Genomic DNA, 20,958 nt, shown 5'->3' on the forward strand with positions numbered 1-20,958 from the left:
TACTTGCCAGCTTCGCCGGTTGCACAGCTTAATGCAGGTATCGCCTGCGAAGCCAATATAACACCCGGATGAAGCATATCATTTATTACATCGCCCTTGCCTGCGTGGTAGCGTGCGCCACCGAGAAAAAATCGGACAAGAAAGCGTCCCCGGAAGCTGAGAGCGCCATAGATGGCACATTTACAGGTGCCTGTCCCCATTTGTTTACAAGCGGCGATACGGCAGCGGTTTTCAGTTGGGTGCGCATCTTGTCGGATTCGGAGGCGGTATTGTGTTTCAAACTGTCCGACGGAAACAATTTTGGAAAAACCATTACCGTGCCGGGCAGTGAAAAAGTGAAACCGCACGGCGAGAACCTCTCGAAAGTGATCCTCGTCCCGGGTGGCCGGACCCCGGATGGCCGGACCCCAAACGGCAGAATCATTGCAGCCTGGGGCGTGGCTAATCCGAACCCGCAAAATAAATATTCAGGCCTCGTGATTTATAGTTCATCGGCCGACGGCGGGATTACCTGGACCAAACCGGTAGCCATCAGTCCCGCCGAAAACAGCATCGACCAGCGCTATTTTGATCTCGAAATACTGCCAGACGGAACGGTAGGTGCCGTTTGGCTCGACAGCCGGAAGAATACGAAGCACGAAGGCTCGTCGCTGTACTTTGCCACTTTTGGTCAAAACAATACCTTCGAAGGCGAAAAGGCCATCGACGAAACCGTGTGCCAATGCTGCCGCACCGACCTGTTTGTCGACAAAACCGGCGGCCTGCACGTCGCATACCGCAAAATCCTGAACGACTCCATCCGCGACATGGTGCATATCGCGTCGTTGGACAATGGCAAGAGCTTTTCGGCACCCGCACGTATCAGCCCGGACAACTGGGTAATCGCCGCCTGCCCGCACACCGGCCCCGCCATCACGCAGACGGACTCGGCATTGTCGTTCGTCTGGTACACGATGGGTACCGGCAGGGGCGTATTCTTCGCGTCTTCCACCGATAACGGCAAAACTTTTTCCCCTAGAAACGCCGTTGGCAACAGTACCGCTGGCAAGCACCCGCAAATTCAGCTTTTGAAAAACGGCAACCAGGCGATCGTATGGGACGAGCACACCGAAAACGGCAGCCTGATCGGCCTGGAAGTGCGGTCCCCCAAAGGAGAGAAACTCAAAACCGCGCATTTAGCATCCAATGCAGGATTTGCGACCTTTCCGGTCGTCAAACTGGTTAACGACGAGCTGCTCATCGCGTACTCAGGCAGCAGGACGGCGGAGGATAAGGAGCGGGTCTATTTTCAGAGGGTGAATATGGGGAAGTTTATGGGGAAATGATTTCCGTTTGCTCGGGCAGTGCCTGAACGGCGAATTTGATTGGACTCAATTCAATGTCCTCTTTGGCCGAATAAATCTGCATGGCCTGTTTAAGTGTTATTTTCAGGGAATAGGTATGATTGCTTTCGAAGGACTTAATGTTTTCGAAGATTTTAATATCGGTTTCCGATTGAGCACCGAGCTTATCAATAATCCCCTTTCCTTCGTCGAGTTTGTTTTCGCCACGGTTTAAAATCCAATGGTATTCGGTACCTGATAAATCGGTGAAATCGAATTTGTTATGGATTCGGATAGTCCCTTTACTCAGGTCAATGGGATATGCATTGACAGGAATGTATTTCGATTTGATGAACGAGATTATTTTGGCTTCTGCTTCGGAAGAACTCACGGCGTCGAGCGCCGGGCTTTTGGATGCTAGTTCGGCAAATAACTTATCGCTGGCCTTGAATACATTTTTTTCGTTTCTATTGTAGAAGCTTAATAGAGAATTTAATTCTTTTAATAGTATATCGTCCTTCGAATCAGCTACAACACATAACAGGCTACCGAAACGAAATGGATTGCCAGTGCCTTGGCCATTGAAAGTTTGCATATTAAAATATTCGAGTCTTTGAAAAGAATCTGAAATGGATTTCCAATCCTTATACCGCGCAGCGACGCCCGTTTCCAGTTTAAGTATCACATACATGCCTATGTCGTCGCAGGCTTTTAAAAAACTCGTGTCATATTGTGTGACCATAACGGTATTGGTGAATGCCCTCTTCAATGTCAGAAGGTCGCTTTTGTAAAGTTGGGCACCTCGATTCACGTCATATCTGATCGCTTTGAAGTTGATGTTTTTTCCGTTGAGGGACGGAATATCACGGGCTATCGAAAAGATTTTTAGCCCCTGCGTCAGCAATGTGTCCCCTGCCGGTTGTTCGTCCACATATCGCTGTATTTTAATGGAATATGTGGCAGGTATTTCGCAATTCCACAAAGAAATAACGGCAGGGAAGGTGTCAAAATGATGCGGAGTAAGGAGATAGGGGGCGTTTCGACCGGGTTGCCTTTTTACAATTGACAGACTCGTTCTCCATTCAAAATCATCCGATTTATTGTTGGTATTTACATAGTCCTGTTTTTTCAGTGCCAGTACCTCCTCATAGGAGAAAACCCGGTTGGCGTCGTCAAAAACATAATAGGCCCGGTCGAATGTAACAGTATGCTTCTGCCATTGGATACCGCCGAGGTAACCGGGGTGAATCACCAAACGCGGATTGAGCATTTTAGTAACAGGCCCCGGTTTTAAATCCTGTCCAGCTATCTGCATCCAGGTCAAAAGAAACAGTACTGATAAAATTGTGGGCTTCATCGTTAGGAAATGAATAAGTTAGCTGTCTTTAAAAGTAACCATGAGGAATATTTACATGTTGTTGGAAGGTTCTTAATTATTTTCGGCGAGGGATAACAAATGAAAGCAACCTATTTCATATCGTTTCTGCTGCTTATTGCAAACTTCGGCGCAAGCGCGCAGGTCAACAAAGGTGACAACATCAAGAATGCAAGCCTTGGAAGGTTTGAAGGAACCTACGTCTGGTCGAAAGGGTCGGATACTGTGATGATTCATTTGAAGAAGGAGAATGTGGAGTTGATGAAGGATATCAGGTCGGATGTGTTGATTGGTTTTCACAAATATGTCAGGAATGGGCAGGTGGTTGAAAGTTCTTACGACTTCGTCCGGACCGGTTATGCCGACAAGCGTTCAAAGCAATAAGTACTAACAGGTTTGCCGGCCATAACGCGAGGCGGGCAATATTTCAACAGGAAGGATGGAGGTACCTACATCCTTCCTGTTGCATTTGCAAATATTATAATGGCCCGACTTGCCATTGCGCACAACCTTCCGGTAATTTTATTCAGTCATCAAACTAACCCCCGTCAGGTCTGCCTTCCCGCTTTTCAGGAATTCGTACGTTAGCCGGTCTGCTTCACAGTTTTCGAAGCGGATGTTTTTCATGCCTTTGCCTTTGAAGAATGTGTTGATGAGCTTCGCGTCCTGGAAAATGACTTTGGAGAACGAGCAGTTATCGAAGGTGCAATCCTGTACGACGCCATTGAAAATGATGGCGGAAAGGTCTGTTTCATCGAACGAGGTACGGTTCAGTATCGCATTCGCTAGGATGGTCTTCAGCAACGAGCTTCTTCTAAAATGCGTCCCGGTCAGATCCGCGTTCGTAAAGTCGCAGCCTTTCAGGTAGCTTCCGGAAAAACGGGCTTCTTGCAGCAGGCATTCGTTAAATGTGTTGCTTACGAGGTGCGAGTTTTCGAACTGGCTGTTGCTCAGGTCAGACTTTGAAAAATCGCAGCTTTCGACATTATTGGCTTTCATGATGAGGTTCGACATGTCCGAGCCGATGAATTTGGAGCGCTGCAAGTTGGACGAGGCGAACTTTTCATGCAGGTTCTTCAAGCCCGAAAAATCCGCATCCACCCAGTTGCCCCGTGACATGTCCCAGTTAGGTTTGCCCGATTGCTTTGCGATTGCCACTTCTTCCCCTGCCTTTGTTGAATGCCCGGGAGTTGTATTTTCCGTTCCGGCAGAGGTAAAGCCTTCCGAAAAATAGTTCAGGTCGACACCCAGGATTTGCGCGAGCTTCGTTACTGTAATAATGTCCGGCACGGACTCCCCGCGCTCCCATTTCCCCACCGCCTGCGGGCTGATAAATAGTTGTTCTGCGAGTTGCGATTGCGAAAGGTTTGCCTGTTTGCGTGCTGCGACAATCTTGTTTCCAACCAGATTCGGTTCCATAGAAATTCGTGTTTGTGTTTTTATTTTCGATGTTGCAAATGTATACAGGCGGTTCTCGGCGGTCTTTAAGAATCCCGCTACCAATAGTTGTAAACCCGCTACTTGTGGTTGTAAAATGGTAATTTAGAGGTAAAATCATCAATGCTGGAAACTGATATACCGTGATCAAGGCTTCAATTTTACACGCACCCGTCTTTCTAAGTGGCACCAAATCCATAGCAATTGGCCTGCTGGTTATGCTCATGACGCTCACGGGCGCATATTCGCAGCGTGTAAGGGCGATAACCGATTCGGAAGATCAGCACATTTTTGTCGGGGAGGAAATCCAGTACCTGGAAGATACGGCGGGCATTTATAGCCTCTCACAAATCCTGTCGCCGCCTTTGAACGGCCGTTTTGTCAATAGCGCGACCAATACACCTCAAAATTACCACCTGAAATCAACCTACTGGTTCAGGGTCAAAATCCGGCACAATCCTGAAAGCGGCAAGAACTGGATACTGGAATTTTTCGACCAGACCATCGACGATATTACCGCCTACCTGCCGGATGGAAAGGGCGGGTATAGCATGCGGCGGATGGGTGACCAGCTGCCGTTCAGCGAGCGGGAATATGCACACAAGAACTTCGAGCTCAACATTGCCAACGATGCGCAATTTGACGGTACCTATTATTTCCGCGTCAAGTCGCACCAGACTGCCGACGCCATCATCGTACTCCGGTCGGTGAACCGGTTCATCCGGTATGCATTGGACGAGTATTTTATTTTCGGGATATTTTACGGTATGGTGCTGGTTTTCAGCTTCTATAACCTGATGATGTACCTCGCAGTACGTCAGGTTCAGTACCTGTATTATGTACTTTACAACCTGTGCGTAGGCCTTTTCGAAATGTGCATCGACGGGGTCGCCTACCAATACCTCTGGCCGAATGCGCCCGAATGGAACCAGTACGCCTACGGCATTGCATTGTACGGCGTCAGCATTTTCGCATTGCAATTCACGCGGACGCTGCTTTACACGCCCAGAAAAGCCCCGGTGCTCGACCGCATTATCGTGGGTATCATGGCTTTGCGGACCGTCTTTTTCGTGGTCTGCCTCTTCTTCAATACCGACTGGTTCAGCTACAAGTTCGTAGAGCTGGTGCCGCTGGCGGTGGCTTTTTACACGGGTATCTACATTTACCGGAAAGGTTACCACCCGGCCAGGTTTTTTGTGTTGGGATATACATTTTTGTCTATTGGATTCATTCACAAGTTGTTACTGATGCTGCATGTCGAGGGCCTCAATTTCGGTGTGGTCACCTATTATAGTCTCAGCATTTGTTTTGTGCTCGAAATGGTTTTCCTGTCTTTTGCGATCGGGGATAAGGTGCGGATTTTGAAAAGGAAGAAGGATAAGGCCCAAAAGCAGATCATTCACCAGATGATGGTCAATGAAAAGTTGAAGGACTCGCTGAATAGCAGGCTGGAAGCGCAGGTGCGGGAGCGTACGCACGAGGTACTCGAAAAATCGGCGATTATAGCGGCGCAAAACGAGGAACTGACGGAAGTGAATGCGCTTTTGCAAAAACAGAAAGAGGAAATCCTGCAAATGAACCTGCTGCTGGAAAAAGACAACGAGGTGCTGCATACCAATGTGGTGAAGGTCACGCAGGCGCGGGTAATGTCCGCGGAAGTCGATTTTGAAGAATTCAGCAAGATTTATCCCGACAACGACAGTTGTTTCAAGTTTCTGGCCGCGATGAAATGGGGCAACGAGACGGCGAGCGACCATTACCAATGCCGGAAATGTGGTCACGATCATTCATTTCATGGCCATACCCCTTACAGTCGGCGGTGCGCCAAATGCGACTACGACGAGTCGGTGATCGCTCATACGATTTTCCAGAACACCCGCATTCCCATCAACAAGGCGTTTTATATGGTCTTTTTGATGTACACGACAAAAGGCAAAATCTCTTCCCACAAACTTTCCGAAATACTCTCCATCCGGCAAGGTACCTGCTGGGCTTACGCGAGCCGGATCAAAAAAGTGATGCAAGACCGCCGCAAGGAAATCGCCGCGTCCAAATCGGGCGAGGGATGGAGCCTGCTGGTTTTGGAACACTCCCTGGAAACAGCTTAACGCCGTCAATGCCCCCTGATGCCCCAGTATGTAACTCCTTTTAAAAATTTTACGGGGCATGTCTACATTTTTTTAATCAAAAATCGGCGGTTTGCAGGCGTATCAGCAAGCATGGGCAGATATGCCTCCACATGTGCGATACGGGCTGTAAATCAGGCGGATCGTGCGGATTTGGCTACGGTGCCAAACCGTATCAATATTAATGTAAGTATCTATTTTACAGCCATTTAGATAAATTTTTGTTTATTGATTTTCTCAAAGTATCCCTAACTTTGCCACATGGAATTATCCTAAAAATTATCAGATTAATTACCAATAATTCATTAACATCCTATGGGAAAGAGAATTACGATGTTCATTGCCATGATTCTGACGGCAGTTACCCTCGCGCATGCGCAGGATATCGCCGTGAAAGGGGTGATCAGGGATCAGCAAAATCAGACATTGCCGGGGGCAAGCGTGCTGGTGAAAGGGACGCAATCAGGTACTGTGACAGATGTAGACGGCAATTATTCGATCAGCGTGCCCAACGAACAGGCGGTGCTGGTCATCTCATTTATCGGTTATGGAACGCAGGAAGTTACAGTGGGCAACCGAACGCAGATCGATATTACACTCGGGGCGGATATGAAGACACTGAACGAGGTGGTGGTGATCGGTTACGGTACGCAGAAACGCGGGGATGTGACGACTTCCATTGCCTCGGTGAATACGAAGGACATCGAAGAGCGGCCCATTTTGCAGGCCGCACAGGCATTGCAGGGAAAAGCGGCGGGGGTGCAGGTGACGCAGCCTTCGGGCAAGCCCGGCAGCGCATTGTCCATCCGCGTGCGCGGCGCTACGTCCGTGCAGGCGGGTAACGAGCCGCTGTACGTAGTCGACGGCGTGCCGACGATGGATACCCGCGACCTGAACGTGAACGATATCGAGAGCATTCAGGTGTTGAAAGACGCTTCCTCGGCCGCTATTTATGGTGCGAGGGCATCCAACGGCGTCGTGATCGTGACGACCAAAAGGGGTAAGGCGAACCAGTCGCAGGTGAATTTCTCGGCCTATTACGGCGTTTCGAACATGGCCAAGAAGATCGAAGTGCTGAACCCGCAGCAATACGTCGACCTGATGAATGAAATGGGGCACAATATTTCCGTAGGCAGCCAGACGACCGACTGGAACAAGGAGGTTTTTACGACCGGGCACAACCAGAATTACCAGCTTTCGTTCTCTGGCGGTACCGACAAGAACAAATATTTCGTCTCCGGGGCGATCACGCAGGACAAGGGGATCATCCAGCCTGCCAGCTACCGTCGGTATTCGTTCCGGATGAACCTGGATAACCAGATCAAAAGCTGGTTCAAGCTGACGACCAATCTCAGCTATTCGAATGCGAAGATCCGCGACGTGAAGGATAACAACAATGCAGGTCGTAACGCCGTGGTACTGGGTGCATTGGGCGCTCCGCCGACGATGGGTGTTTATAGCCAGGACTCGATCCGCGGTACCATTTTCTCGACAAACCCGCTCAAAGCAGGCTGGGATAACCCGCTGGCTGCGATGTTCGGTCCTACCCAGGCGGCTAAGGACAACCGCATTTTCGGTAATGTGGCCGGGGATTTCACCATTGCCAAAGGGCTGGTGTACCGTTCCAACTTCGGGATCGATTTCATGAACCATGCCAACGACTACTACCTCGATCCTTACCGCACGACGGAAGGCTGGGGCGCCAACGGCAGCACCCACGGGCTAGGCAATGCAACCCGTTCCAACTCGTTTACCTACCTCTGGGAAAATACGCTCAACTACGAGAAAAAGTGGGAGAAACATGAATTTTCGGCACTGGCAGGTACTACCGTCCAGAAAAACAATTGGAATAACTCCTACATGGCAGGCCGCGATTTCCCGTCGGACGGCGTCGTGAAAACGATGAATGCGGCCAATGAGATCACCGACGCGTACACCGAGCAGTCGGAATGGTTCCTGAACTCCTACCTGGGCCGCTTGATGTACAACTTCGACAGTAAATACCTGATCACCGCTAACTTCCGGGCGGATGGTTCTTCGAAGCTGGCCAAAGGCAACCAGTGGGGCTTTTTTCCGTCGGTATCGGCAGGCTGGCGTATTTCGGCGGAGCCTTTCATGGAAGATGTGAAATTTATCACCGACCTGAAACTCCGTGGTGGCTGGGGGCAGAATGGTAACCAGGAAGGGCTGGCCAACTATGCTTCGTACGGCTTGAACACTTACACGCGCCGCACACCGACCACCCCGCCTTCGGGCCCGGCCGTGACGCCTCCTACGTATGCGCCTAACCCGGACCTGCGCTGGGAGACCACCACGCAGACCAACATCGGTGTGGACCTGAGCATGTTCCAGGGCCGCATGACATTCACTGCGGACGCCTACCTGAAAAAGACGAACGACCTGTTGCTGAATGTGCCTCTGCCGAATACGAGCGGCTATTCCTATATGCCTAGAAACTCGGGCAAGCTGGAAAACAAGGGGTTGGAATTTGTTTTGTCGACCATCAATTTCGATAAATCGGATTTTCAATGGACCACCGATTTCAACATTGCATTTAACCGTAACAAAATCACCGAGTTGCAGCTGAGCAAGGTGTACCGCTATGCCGACGTGGAAGGCCGCAGCGACCAGATCATCATTTTACAGGAAGGCGCTTCGCTCGGGACTTTCTATGGATACATTGCCGACGGCGTAAACCCCGAAACCGGCGATATGATCTACCGGGATGTCAATGGCGACGGCACTTTCTCGCCTTCCGACCGCACGATACTGGGCTCGGCACAGCCGAAATTCACCTACGGGATGAACAACAACCTGACTTACAAGAGTTTTAGCCTCTCGTTCCTCTTCCAGGGCTCACAGGGTAATAAGGCATTCAATGCTTCGAGGTTGGAAACCGAGGGAATGTACGACAGCAAGAACCAGTCGACCGAGGTGCTGAGACGCTGGCAGAAGGCAGGCGACATCACCGATATTCCAAGAGCGACCGATGGAAACGTGAACAACTCGCTGATATCCTCGCGCTTTGTCGAAAACGCTTCTTTCCTGCGCATGAAAAGTGCGACCATTTCTTACGCGCTCAGCAAAAATTTCGCGGAGAAAATCAAGCTCAGTCGGGCCACCGTTTACCTGACAGCCCAAAACCTGTTTACGATCACCAAGTACAAAGGGTTTGATCCTGAGGTGAATGCATTCACATCGAGCGGTGCCACCCTGGGTATCGACTACGGAACCTACCCGGTATCCCGCGCATTTGTGGCAGGTCTTAATGTTACTTTTTAATTCAGGAGATTTATGAAAAAGATCAATTATATAGCCATTATCCTGGGATCGTCGATGCTGCTTCCCTCATGCCAGGACCAATTGGATTTACAACCGATTTCTCAAACCGTGGTAGGCGGAAGCGGTACCGGTACCGCCGGTTCGTCTATCAAGGACGCTGCGAGTGCCGAAGCCGCGCTGGCCGGCAGTTACGCGATATTCAAGAATGGTTCATCGGAATATTATGTGATGGATTATTTCATCGTAGGCGACGGGGAGTCGGACAATGCCTATGCCGGTGCCGATAATGCGGCCTGGTTCGAGGTCGACGAGTTCCGGATTCTTTCTACCAATGCGGTAGCGGCCAGGGACTGGCAGTATTTGTATAACCACGTTGCAAGTGCCAATTCGATCATAGCCAATGTTCCTAAGGTGACCGACGCTTCGTTATCGGCTACGCGCAAGGCACAGATCGTGGCTGAGGCGAAGTTCATCCGCGCCCGTGCCTATTTCGACCTCGTGCGGATTTATGGCGATGTACCGCTGGTGGTGGACGAGCTGCCGACCATTACTTCCGAAAATGTGGAGGAGATTTACGGCCAGCTATACCCGGCCAGAAGCACGGCTGAGCAAGTGTATGTTCAGATTATCAAAGATCTGGACGAGGCCGCTCCGGCGGTACCGCAATCCGGACCGAACAAAATGACCGTTACGCCAGGCGCGGTACATACATTGCTCGCGAAGGTGTACGCTACCCGCAAGGACTGGGCGAAAGTGAAGGAGAATGCCGACAAGGTAATCGCACTGGGTTATACCTTAATGCCTAATTTCGAGGACTTGTGGGATGGCAAGCACGAAAACAGTGCGGAAGCCATTTTTGAACTGAATTTCGAAGACTGGTCGACCGGTGGAAACTGGGGCTCGTCCATGTTCTACGGCACCGACTGGAAGAAGTTCAACACGCCTTCCAATGACCTCATAAAGGCTTTCGACGACGAAAAGGACGCCGTTCGCAAGGCATCGACGATTTTCACCGCGAATGTAACCGGCAAATGGTCGGACAAGTATTGGGCTTTGACGAAGTTTCCATTCGCCTACAAAATGCGGAATACCGACGCTTCGCAGAACATCATTATGTACCGCCTGGCCGACGTGCTCCTGCTGAAAGCGGAAGCATTGAACGAAACCGGCGACCTGGCCGGCGCAAGAACATTAGTAAACCAGATCAGGACGCGTGCCAAACTGGCGGCTACCACGGCGGCCGATCAGGCGGCGATGCGTCTGGCGATCGAGAAGGAACGTCGCCTCGAACTCGCATTCGAAGGCCAGCGCTGGTACGACCTCAACCGCACGGGACGCGTGGTGCCGGTGATGGAAGCGGTAAAGGATGGCTCGGGTAACAGTTTGAACTACAAACTGACCGATAACAGGCTCCTGTGGCCGATCCCGCAAGGTGAGATCGACAAGAATACCAACCTGACCCAGAATAAGGGTTACTAAAAATTCATTTGAAGTCATGCCTGATCGGCGGGTGTTTGAAACACATCCGTCCGGGCATGGCTTTCCTTTTTTTACTCAAATCCATGAAAAAAATTCTGATAATGTCGCTCGGGGGCCTGACGCTTGCATTCAACAGTTGCTCGGGTAGCACGCCGGATGGTAACTCCCCAACACCGGTTGACACGACAACGGCCAACAAAGTGGCGGTCTGGGTTACGAACGGTACGCAAAGCAAATTACTCAAAAGTGAAAACCCGCTCCCGATCGTAAAAGCGGGCACAGGCTCCCCGTCCGCCAACCTGATCAATATCGATTTTTCGACCAAATTGCAGGAAATGGAAGGTTTCGGGGCTGCATTAACAGGTTCTTCGGCCTATCTGATCAACCAAAAACTGAATGCGCCGCAGCGCACGGCCCTGCTCCAAGACCTTTTCGATCCGCAGGCGGGCATAGGCATCAGTTACCTGCGCATTACCATGGGCGCGTCGGATTTTTCGCTGGAAGATTTCACTTATAATGACCTGCCTGCCGGGCAAACGGATGCGGATTTAAAGCAGTTTTCCATTGCCAAAGATCAGGCGGACCTGGTACCGGTGCTGAAATCGGTGGTCGCATTGCAACCGGCGATCAAAATCATGGCGACGCCGTGGTCGGCGCCGGCGTGGATGAAAACGAGCGGTAAACTGGCCGGCGGGAGCCTGAAACCGGAATGGTACGGGGCATATGCCAATTATTTCATGAAATATCTCGATGCTTACCAAAAGGAGGGAATCGCTATCGACGCGATTTCGGTGCAGAATGAGCCGCTGCACGAAGCCGCTTATCCTTCGATGGGCATGGATTCGGCAGCACAGGGCAAGTTTATCAAAAATCACTTCGGGCCACTGTTCCAGGGGAAGGCTATCAAAACCAAAATCCTCTTGTACGATCATAACTGGGACAGGCCGGGCTATCCGATAGCCATTCTCAATGATCCGAAGGCGAGCCAGTACGTGGCCGGATCGGCATTTCACGCTTATGGCGGGAATGTTTCGGCCATGAGCCAGGTGCACGACCAGTTTCCGGACAAAGGGCTGTATTTCACGGAAATATCGGGCGGGCGCTGGGCTACCAATTTCTCCGATAATCTGAAATGGAACATGTCCAATATCTTCATCGGCACCGCCAACAACTGGTCGAAGAATGCGCTGCTGTGGAACATCGCACTGGATGAAAACGATGGTCCCAAAAACAAGGGCTGCGACAATTGCCGCGGTGTGGTGACGATTTCGGCCAATGGGAGCATTACTAAAAACGTGGAATACTACACCATTGCTCACATGTCTAAATTCGTGAGGCCGGGCGCATTCCGGGTTCAGTCCGACAAGCTGAGCGCGGCGAGCCGGCTGGAACACGTCGCATTCGTAAATGCCGATGGCTCGAAAGTGCTGGTCGTATTGAACCAGGGGCAGGATAACCAGAAGCTCACGATCGCGGCAGACGGCAGCCAGTTCACCTACACGATCGATCCCAATGCGGTGGCGACGTTTGTCTGGAAGTAAGTTCTGGCAAAAATCGCTAAGTTAGGCAGCTCAAACCGCGTTCCAAATTTCAACAATCGAACATGTTGAGTCTGATAGGGCTGACGATTACTTTCTTCCTGGCCGTCGTTTTGTGGGGAAAACAGCACAAGACCCGTGCCGACTATGTGTTGCTGGGTTTGCTGGTGTTGATCGGCATCCATCTGGCATTGTACTACTCGGTCGCGAGCGGGAGGTATCTCCGGTTTCCTTATTTACTGGGTGCTGAAATTCCCCTTCCGCTCGCTTACGGGCCGCTGTTGTACCTGTACACGTCCGAGCTGACCGGGCACGAGATGAAACCGCGGCACAGGTTCCTTCATTTTGTGCCAATCATGCTGGCCTATTTCTTCATCCTGCCTTTTTACCTGTTGACGCCCGGACGGAAAATAGAGGTATACCAGCATGAAGGCGAAGGTTTTCGCGACCGGCAGTTGCTGTTGCTCGTCGCTATCGTGCTTTCGGGCACATTGTACGCGCTGTTTTCGTGGCTCAGGCTCCAAAAGCATCGCAGCCGTATCGACGCCCGGTTCTCTAACACGGAAAAGATTAACCTCGTGTGGCTGCGTTACCTGATCGCCGGCATATCGGTAATCTGGTTGACGATCTTCCTGGACGACGAAGCCTATATTTTCGGCGCGGTGGTGATGTTCGTATGTTTTATCGGCTATTTCGGCATCCGGCAAACCGGGATTTTCACGGGTCAGTCGGGGCTCGCTTGGGAGCAGGCGGGTGTTGCGCGGGAAACCGCCGTTGCACCGCCGGCCGCGGTGGGCGCGGCCGGTTCACGGGAAATTATCCCGGAATTGGACGATACGGGGCAGGAGGCCGTCGGGAAACCGAAATACGCCCGGTCGGGCCTGAGCCGGGAGGTGGCGCTCGTTATGTACCAGAACCTGGAAGATCTGATGGCCCGCGAGCGGCTTTTTACCGACCCGGAACTAACATTGGTACAACTCTCGGAAAGGCTCGGTACCAATGCCAATCACCTTTCGCAGGTCATCAATATGATCGGTAACAAAAGCTTTTACGACTACATCAATGCCCTGAGGATCGCCGAGTTTACCCGGATAGCGGGGTCTGATGAAAACCAGAAGTACACATTACTCCATTTGGCGCTCGAATGCGGGTTTAACTCCAAAACTTCCTTTAACCGTAATTTTAAAAAGCATACCGGCTTGTCGCCCAGCGAGTTCCTGGCACAGCAGGACATTCATCTTCCACCAAAAGAATAGCGCCGGACGCTTCAACTTTGTGCCATCCTACACGCCGGGGCGACGCCTGATCTGTGCTATGTCATCTTTGCCAAAACTTTAAACCAGCAAAGATGAAAAGACAGACTATCCGCCGGTATCTCCAGAACCGGATCATCAACAACGCATTACGTACAGCATTCCTGGCAGCTATCCTGGCCGTTTGGACAATTGCCTGCATCAAAGATCACGTTCCGCCCGTCGAACACCCCGATGCAGAAAAGTATCAGCGAATTGTCAGCGGGTTTATGGAAGCCGGCGCCTCGGGCGTAAGCGTAACGATACGCTCGCCGAAAGGCACGTGGCACGGAACGGGCGGCTATGCCGACAAAGCGAAAGGTATTGCCATGAACCCCGAACATACGCTCCGCGTCGGCAGTATTTCGAAAGTGTTCGCGGCCGTTACCATCCTGAAATTGCAGGAGGAGGGCAAGCTGTCGATCACCGACAAGATCAGCAAACACCTGCCGGCCAGCGTAACCGGCCGCATCGCCAATGCCGGCGAGGCGACCATCGAACAATGCCTGAACCACACGTCGGGTATCCGTGAATACCTTGACGACGTGACGATCGAGGGCATCGCCACGGGGAAGATCGTCAAATACCCCGCGGCGCAGAACCTGGCGCTGGTGTACGATAAACCGGCCGACTACCCGCTCGGCAAGGGAAACTATTGCAATACCAATTACCTGATCCTTTCGGAGATCATCAAAGCGGTGACGGGGCAAAGTGCTTACAGTATCGTCCGCGAAAAGGCGATCGTGCCGGCTGGGCTGCGTAATACCTCCGCGAGTGTGGTTTTGCCTTCTTCACTCACCCAATCTTACTTTGAAACCGATGGTGCCATGCAGGAGGTGACCTGGTTAGACAACAACGCGGTCGGTGGCGAAGGTGCGCTGGATGGGGGGATGATCGCCACTTCGGGAGATTTGGCCATGTTTCTGGAAGCATTGCTGACGGGCAAAATCCTGTCGCCGGCCTCGCTGGCGTTGATGCATACCTACCAGGACATCGACCCTTCCACACTGCCCGACGAACTGAAATATTACAAGCAATACGGGCTGGGACTGATGAAACTCGAAACCGATCACGGCACCGCCATCGGCCATGACGGGCATGTGTATGGGTTTGTCGGAAAAGTATTCTATCTTCCCGATTATCAGACAACTATTGCGATATTGCTCAATGGCTGGTCGCCATCCAGCGTGGCGGTGCTCAATGCGAAAAGTACGTTCAATTTGTTGTTCTGAAACGGCTTCACATACACTTTTGCCGCGATATCAGGGCGGTATTCGATACAATCTAAAAACATCACAAATTATGCAACGCAGGAAATTCCTACAATCCTCACTCGCGGCCACAGCGGGAACGGCCGTTGGCACCAACAACACATTAACCGGTAATGCACCTGCGGCGGGCAGGGAAATTTATGAATGGCGCGAATACGAAATGCGCTTCGGTGCGGACCAGTCGCAGCTGGAAAATTATTTCAAAACGGCGCTTATCCCTGCATTGAATAAGCTTGGGGTAAAAACGGTGGGCGTGTTCAAAGAATGGCGGCCATCCGACCCGACCAAATTCTTTTTGCTCACGCCTTATGCTTCCCTGGAACAACGCCTCGCGATCCACGACAAGTTAAAGACCGATCAGGAGTACATCAAAAATAGCGCTGCATACAACGGTATTCCGGTTGATAAAGCATTATACAGCCGGTTTACCTCCTCGCTGATGGTGGCATTCGAAGGCTGGCCCGCCATAACGGTTCCTGCCGCAGAGCCACGGGTATTCGAACTGCGGACGTACGAAGGATACAGTGAAGATGCCGTAACGAGGAAAATCAAAATGTTCCATGACGGCGAGTTCCCGATTTTTCAGCGGGCAGGGCTCAACCCCGTCTTCTTCGGCGACGTCATCGCCGGCGACAGGCTCCCGCGCCTCACGTACCTGCTCTCGTGTGCGAGCATGGAGGCGCGCGACAAAGGCTGGACCGCATTCATTGCCGACCCCGCGTGGAAAAAGCTGATCGGAGATTCGCAGTATGCCAATACCATTTCCAAAATCAGTAACAGCTTCCTGGCTCCGACGGCGTATTCGCAGGTGTAGGGCAAGTGTGTGAACGCTATTGTGCCGGATCTGCGGTCCGGCACAGCCTGTTAACTTAGCCGCAACGGTGGTAACACAAATATAATGTCACCACACTGGTCTCATCGTTTAACTTTGTGGAAACAGACAGGTCGGTGAGCGCGTTGTCAACAACTGCGACATTCGCTCCGCCGGCCCCTTTATCTTCACTATGAAAACGATTTTAAGTTTACTGCTGGCGCTGGGTTTGCCGGCTTCCCAATTGGCCGACACGGACAATCTGCCGATCAACCGGATACAGGTGATCGGTTCGCATAACAGTTACAAGCAGGCGATCGACCCGGCATTGTTCAAGGCGTTTCAGAAAAAGGATTCGGTAGCGGCGAGTAAAATCGATTACGAGCATATCGGGATCGTCGAGCAGCTGAATATGGGTCTCCGTAACCTCGAAATCGATGTGTATTCGGATGAAAAAGGCGGGCGTTATGCCCATCCGAAAGGGCTCGATATGGTACCCAACCAGCCCGCATTCGACCCGGAAGGTAAAATGCAACAGCCCGGCTTCAAGATCCTGCATGTTCCCGACCTCGATTTCCGCAGCCATTACCTGACTTTGAACGACTGCCTGGAAGCCATGCGGAAATGGTCGGAAGCACATCCTGACCATACGCCCGTCTTTATCACGCTCGAAGCCAAAGGCCGCGCCGGACAAAACACCGGACTGGCTTCATCGGAAACATTCGACGAAAGCGCTTTCAGTGAACTGGATAAAATACTGACTGAAAAGCTTGGTAAAAACCACATTATCACGCCCGACATCGTGAGGGGCAAATATGAAACCCTCGAAAGCGCTGTGCTGAACAACAACTGGCCGACCGTAAAGAATGCGAAAGGTAAATTCCTTTTCCTGCTCGACGACCATGGTGCGAAAATGGATATGTACGTGGCCAGCCACCCGTCGCTGAAAGGTCGCGTGATGTTCGTGTGTGCGGACCCAGGCAAGCCCGAGGCCGCGATGACGATCCGCAACAACCCCAAGGACCCGGAAATCGCCGGCCTCGTGAAAAAAGGCTACATCATCCGTACGCGCGCCGACTCGGATACGCGCCAGGCACGCGAAAACGATAAAAGCGGTTTCGAGGCCGCCTGTGGCTCCGGTGCCCAGATCATCACCACCGATTACTACCTCAAAAGCACACATTTCAAATCGGATTATTCCGTGAGCTTCGAGGGCGGCAAATATTTCCGGGCCAATCCGGCATTTGTTGCGGCTGGGAGCCATTAATTACGTTTTTTAACGCATAATGCAAATGGGCTGCTTCCTGGGCAGCCCATTTGCATTAAAGGGTCAGAGATTTTAACTGTTTTACTGCAAAAGATGGATATTTTAATCGTTTTACTGCAAGCAAAACTGTTTTACTGCAAAAGTTTGAGGAATTTAAGTTTATCAATTTTACTGCAAATGGAGGGATATTTATTAAATTTACCTACATCCATATCGATTTTACAGCAGTAGCAATACAGCGAGATTTACCGGGAAATCTTTGAAGCCGAAGGCTAGCTAACAGTCCCGCCGCGCTAACGAGCGGGGCCGTTCCGCCTATTCGGCCAAACTAATCTCCACAACGCCCGACTTCCCGTTCTCGCCATATTTTCGCATTCCTTCCGCTCCATCCAGACTGACCAGATTGTATTTCTTCTCTTGGAGTTTAATGGTCTGGTTTTGCTTCACTGCGACGCCGTCCACAACGAGGTAGCTTACCTTGTTCAGGAACGAGAATTTGCCGGCGCCGGCGAATTTGTTGCTGCTCACATTCACCTTTACATCATTTCCCAAAAAATACAATTCACTATTCTCTGCGGACCAGAACAGTTTAGCCGCATAGAATGTACCCGAGGTCGGATCGGCATTCCGTTGGGCGACCGTCCGGACGATTTCGGGCTTGGCCGCAAGTCCCGGGATGCCGCTGATCGTTATTTGCCGGTTTTTCAATGCATCCGGTAGGCCGGTCGTCAGTTGAGCCGTGTCCAAAGCCAGACTTGCCACCAGTAATCCTCCCAAAGCGCTTAGATTTTTCATCGGTTCTGAAATTTTAGTTTTTTCAACTATGATGCGATTTTCAGAAATGGTTGCAGTGGGCGGGGGGCTATCCGGGGTCGAAACAGGCATCGGATATCGTACCGGGAGAATAGCTCTGCCATCGTCGCGCAAGCGTACCTCAGGCCCACCCGCGAGGAAAACGGCGGTAGCGATCGTCAGCACACCGGTTTTGACATAGGTAGCATATGAAATACCTGCCGGTTTGAAAACGGGAGCATGTGCTTCGTGTAGCATATGAAATGCGGTATTCCTTTGCGGCAGAATGGCGAGGTTGCTCAGCTTGCCGGCAACGAGGCGGTCGATACCACCGAACGGGTAGGGGAGCAATAGCCAGAAAAACGCCCTTTTGCGCTCCTTGCCGTTCCTGAGCTTGTCATGAAGAAGTTCCCGCACCCGTTTCCGGGCGCGCGACAGATGTGATTTAGAGGTGCCTTCGCTGATATGGAGCAGGGAGGCAATCTGCGCGTGCGTGAAATTGTCGACGACGTAAAGGTTGAATACAAGCCTGTGATGATCAGGCAGGGAGTTGATCACTTCCAACAGCTCTGCTTCCGAAAAGACGCGATCGTCGTGGAACGGGTTTTCGTCCTGAATTTCATGGATAATGGTCTGGTAGGCATGCGCCGCCTCCCATTTTTCCTGTCGTTTCTGCTCACGCAGGTGCTGTAAGGCCACATTGACGACGATCCGCCGCAGCCATGCCTCGAAAGGCCCCTTGTTTTCAAAGCTGGAAACTTTATCGATCGCGACGAGGAAGGCGTCGTGCGCGAGGTCTTCGGCCGTCTGCCGGTTTTGCGTATACCGACAGCATACGCCGATCATTTTGGCGATATTCTGTCGGTACGCAGCTTCCCAAAAACTGTCTGACATATACATGATTGAAAACTGTGCCTTTCAATGATGCATTTCTTTCAAATGGTTGCAGTTCAGGCAGACAATTTTTGCGTCGCAGCCTTACTTTTTAGCCTCTCTGACCGCCTTGATCGGGAAGTCACCGTATTGCGATGAAACGATGCCGGTTAATGTATCGCCTTTTTGCGCGAAGCTGTATTTGAAAACACCCGCCTGGCTCTCGATGGTGAAAATTACTTTGTCCTGATCCACAGTCAGTTCCTTCATTTCCTGCTTTTCAGTGTCGCCCACGTAGCCGGTGGTCTTATTGTCCTTCTGCTCGAAAGTAAAAAATCCGGATTCGTATTCAGGCGGAACGTCGCTGATCAGGTATTTCCAGGTACCGATAATGTCCGCGGGAAGGATTGCTTTTGTGGCAGCCAGGGAAACCAAACCCATCGCGATAACCATCAGGAGATAGTATTTTACTTTCATGTTGCGTCAGAAGTTTAAAGTTTGAAACCGTTGATATTCGATCTAAAATAAAAATAAATCCTGGTTTTGTTAGAAGATATTTAGATGATAGATTTTTCAAAATATTAGTTTTGTTAAAAGTCACCACTCAGATACCGTCCATGAAAAAACCTCTCTACCTGATACTTCTGATTTTTTGCGCCACTATTTGCCGCGCCCAGAGCATTGCGTTTACGACCACTTCCTGGGACGAAGCCGTTCAGAATGCCGGGAAAAGCGGAAAGCAAATCTTCGTGTATGCGCAGACAAAATCCTGCCGCTTTTGCCGGCAAATGGAAAAGGAGGTTTTTACAGACAAGAATGTAGTCGATTATTATAATGCGAATTTTATCAACTATAAAATTGACATCGAGGATGGAGGCGCAGGGGAGGCTTTGTCGAAACAGCACGGCATCGTGGGTTTTCCTACTTATTTGTATTTTGATAAAAAGGGGGAAAAGCTTCACCAAAGTTCAGGTTTCAAGCCCGCAGACGATTTCATCCGGGATGGCCGGAATGCATCCGATCCCCATACTGCACTCTTTTCGATGCTCGCCACATATAACGGGGGTGAGAAGTCGCCGGAACTGCTTTTTAATCTGAGCAAGGCGCTAAAATATTATATGGTTGATAATAATCCGAAAGAAAAAGTAACAGACGAATATCTAAGCACGCAACCAGCCAATGCACTGGGATCGGAAAAGAATTTAAGGTTTATTTTTGAAACCGACCTTGATTTTAAATCGACTGCAACCCAATATCTGCTGCAAAATCAGGAAAAATTTATTCCGCTGTTTGGCAAACCCGAAGTCGAAAAACGAGCACAGAGGATTATGACTGGTACGGCCGGTATCGCTGGCCGGCAGAACGACCTGATATTGATGAGTGGTCTGAGAAAAGTCGCAGCCGGTAACTTTGCCGATAGTATTAAAATGCTGTCGCTCGTGCAAATTTACTTTTATGGCGGGCGGGAGGACTGGCTCAACTACGCCAAATCAACTTTGAAATACGGAAATACCATCGGTGCGGCGGATTGGCAAACCATGTATGAAACCGGCGCCTACCTGAATTATTTTGCAAAGGATCGGGAAACATTGTCAATAGGTGCCGAGATCATGAGTAAGGTGGTGAATTTGAATAGAACCTATGATCACCTGCGTATTTATGCACAACTCCAAAAGAAAGCAGGTAATAAAGAGCTGGCGCTAAAAGCGGCGGAGGCGGCATTGCAAATATCCAATGAGAAGGGGGAAAGCGGCGATGAGGCGCGGGAATTGATTGAGGAGTTAACGAAAAAGTAAAACCCATTAAACCGCAAAAAAGGCCGGAGCGCCCCATAGCTAATCGCTGTGGGGCGCTCTGCTTTGTTATACCCTAGTTGTATCGCGGACACAAAATGATAGCGGCCCAATGTCGAAACAGGTGATCGTAATCATCGCGATCATTGACGTTCGTCATTTCAATCCGGTGATGTATCGTAATAAATTTAACAGGTTAATTGCTTCTGAAAAAGCTGCTTACCTCTCTCAACCTATTTCATTATTACTGATAGTTCCGCAAACGTCATTGTGGTAATAATGAATATCAAACTATTTCTA

Annotated in this window: 15 protein-coding genes; 11 read left to right on the forward strand and 4 right to left on the reverse strand. The window is 50.7% G+C overall.

Annotated elements, in window-relative coordinates; genetic code table 11:
- Positions 1–68: 68 nt before the first annotated feature.
- Positions 69–1,325, forward strand: coding sequence for a sialidase family protein (locus tag BMW93_RS05510; RefSeq protein ID WP_090374194.1), 1,257 nt, complete (start codon positions 69–71; stop codon positions 1,323–1,325).
- On the opposite strand, the gene BMW93_RS05515 is transcribed toward BMW93_RS05510, so the two are convergent.
- Positions 1,312–2,679, reverse strand: a complete 1,368-nt coding sequence (locus tag BMW93_RS05515) for a hypothetical protein (protein ID WP_177194016.1) — start codon at positions 2,677–2,679, stop codon at positions 1,312–1,314. The genes BMW93_RS05510 and BMW93_RS05515 overlap by 14 nt on opposite strands.
- A gap of 99 nt (positions 2,680–2,778) precedes the next feature.
- On the opposite strand from BMW93_RS05515, the gene BMW93_RS05520 reads away from it, so the two are divergent.
- Positions 2,779–3,081: a DUF6705 family protein gene (locus tag BMW93_RS05520; protein ID WP_090374196.1), complete on the forward strand. Its 303-nt coding sequence runs from the start codon at positions 2,779–2,781 to the stop codon at positions 3,079–3,081.
- Positions 3,082–3,219: 138 nt separating this feature from the next.
- On the opposite strand, the gene BMW93_RS05525 is transcribed toward BMW93_RS05520, so the two are convergent.
- On the reverse strand, positions 3,220–4,116 hold the full coding sequence (locus BMW93_RS05525; RefSeq protein WP_090374197.1) for a pentapeptide repeat-containing protein: 897 nt from the start codon (positions 4,114–4,116) through the stop codon (positions 3,220–3,222).
- Positions 4,117–4,277: 161 nt separating this feature from the next.
- On the opposite strand from BMW93_RS05525, the gene BMW93_RS05530 reads away from it, so the two are divergent.
- From BMW93_RS05530 to BMW93_RS05565, 8 genes are all read left to right on the forward strand, one after another.
- Positions 4,278–6,242: a 7TM diverse intracellular signaling domain-containing protein gene (locus BMW93_RS05530; protein WP_229240217.1), complete on the forward strand. Its 1,965-nt coding sequence runs from the start codon at positions 4,278–4,280 to the stop codon at positions 6,240–6,242.
- A gap of 333 nt (positions 6,243–6,575) precedes the next feature.
- On the forward strand, positions 6,576–9,542 hold the full coding sequence (locus tag BMW93_RS05535) for a TonB-dependent receptor (RefSeq protein WP_229240219.1): 2,967 nt from the start codon (positions 6,576–6,578) through the stop codon (positions 9,540–9,542).
- Positions 9,543–9,554: 12 nt separating this feature from the next.
- On the forward strand, positions 9,555–11,021 hold the full coding sequence (locus tag BMW93_RS05540; protein ID WP_090374200.1) for a RagB/SusD family nutrient uptake outer membrane protein: 1,467 nt from the start codon (positions 9,555–9,557) through the stop codon (positions 11,019–11,021).
- An 83-nt stretch (positions 11,022–11,104) separates the two neighbouring features.
- Positions 11,105–12,562 (forward strand): glycoside hydrolase family 30 beta sandwich domain-containing protein, encoded by a 1,458-nt coding sequence (locus BMW93_RS05545; protein ID WP_090374513.1) that lies wholly within the window; start codon positions 11,105–11,107, stop codon positions 12,560–12,562.
- 62 nt (positions 12,563–12,624) lie between these two features.
- Entirely contained in the window at positions 12,625–13,815 is a 1,191-nt protein-coding gene (locus tag BMW93_RS05550) for a helix-turn-helix domain-containing protein (RefSeq protein ID WP_090374201.1), read from the forward strand.
- A gap of 92 nt (positions 13,816–13,907) precedes the next feature.
- Complete coding sequence (locus BMW93_RS05555; protein ID WP_090374202.1) at positions 13,908–15,083, forward strand: serine hydrolase; 1,176 nt, start codon at positions 13,908–13,910, stop codon at positions 15,081–15,083.
- Between the two features lie 70 nt (positions 15,084–15,153).
- Positions 15,154–15,936 carry an NIPSNAP family protein gene (locus BMW93_RS05560; protein ID WP_090374203.1) on the forward strand — a complete coding sequence of 261 codons (783 nt, stop codon included), beginning with the start codon at positions 15,154–15,156 and terminating at the stop codon, positions 15,934–15,936.
- Positions 15,937–16,126: 190 nt separating this feature from the next.
- Positions 16,127–17,200, forward strand: a complete 1,074-nt coding sequence (locus BMW93_RS05565; protein WP_090374204.1) for a phosphatidylinositol-specific phospholipase C1-like protein — start codon at positions 16,127–16,129, stop codon at positions 17,198–17,200.
- 315 nt (positions 17,201–17,515) lie between these two features.
- Here the strand turns inward: BMW93_RS05565 and BMW93_RS05570 are convergent, their stop codons facing one another.
- The gene (locus tag BMW93_RS05570; RefSeq protein ID WP_177194017.1) at positions 17,516–18,886 is read right to left on the reverse strand and encodes an RNA polymerase sigma factor; all 1,371 of its coding nucleotides are present in this window, start codon (positions 18,884–18,886) and stop codon (positions 17,516–17,518) included.
- An 84-nt stretch (positions 18,887–18,970) separates the two neighbouring features.
- Entirely contained in the window at positions 18,971–19,342 is a 372-nt protein-coding gene (locus tag BMW93_RS05575) for a hypothetical protein (protein WP_090374206.1), read from the reverse strand.
- Positions 19,343–19,482: 140 nt separating this feature from the next.
- Between BMW93_RS05575 and BMW93_RS05580 the strand changes: the two genes are divergently transcribed.
- Complete coding sequence (locus BMW93_RS05580) at positions 19,483–20,661, forward strand: thioredoxin fold domain-containing protein (RefSeq protein WP_090374207.1); 1,179 nt, start codon at positions 19,483–19,485, stop codon at positions 20,659–20,661.
- Positions 20,662–20,958 lie beyond the last annotated feature (297 nt).

Origin of the sequence: Dyadobacter sp. SG02 (assembly GCF_900109045.1) — a bacterium.
Classification (GTDB): domain Bacteria; phylum Bacteroidota; class Bacteroidia; order Cytophagales; family Spirosomataceae; genus Dyadobacter.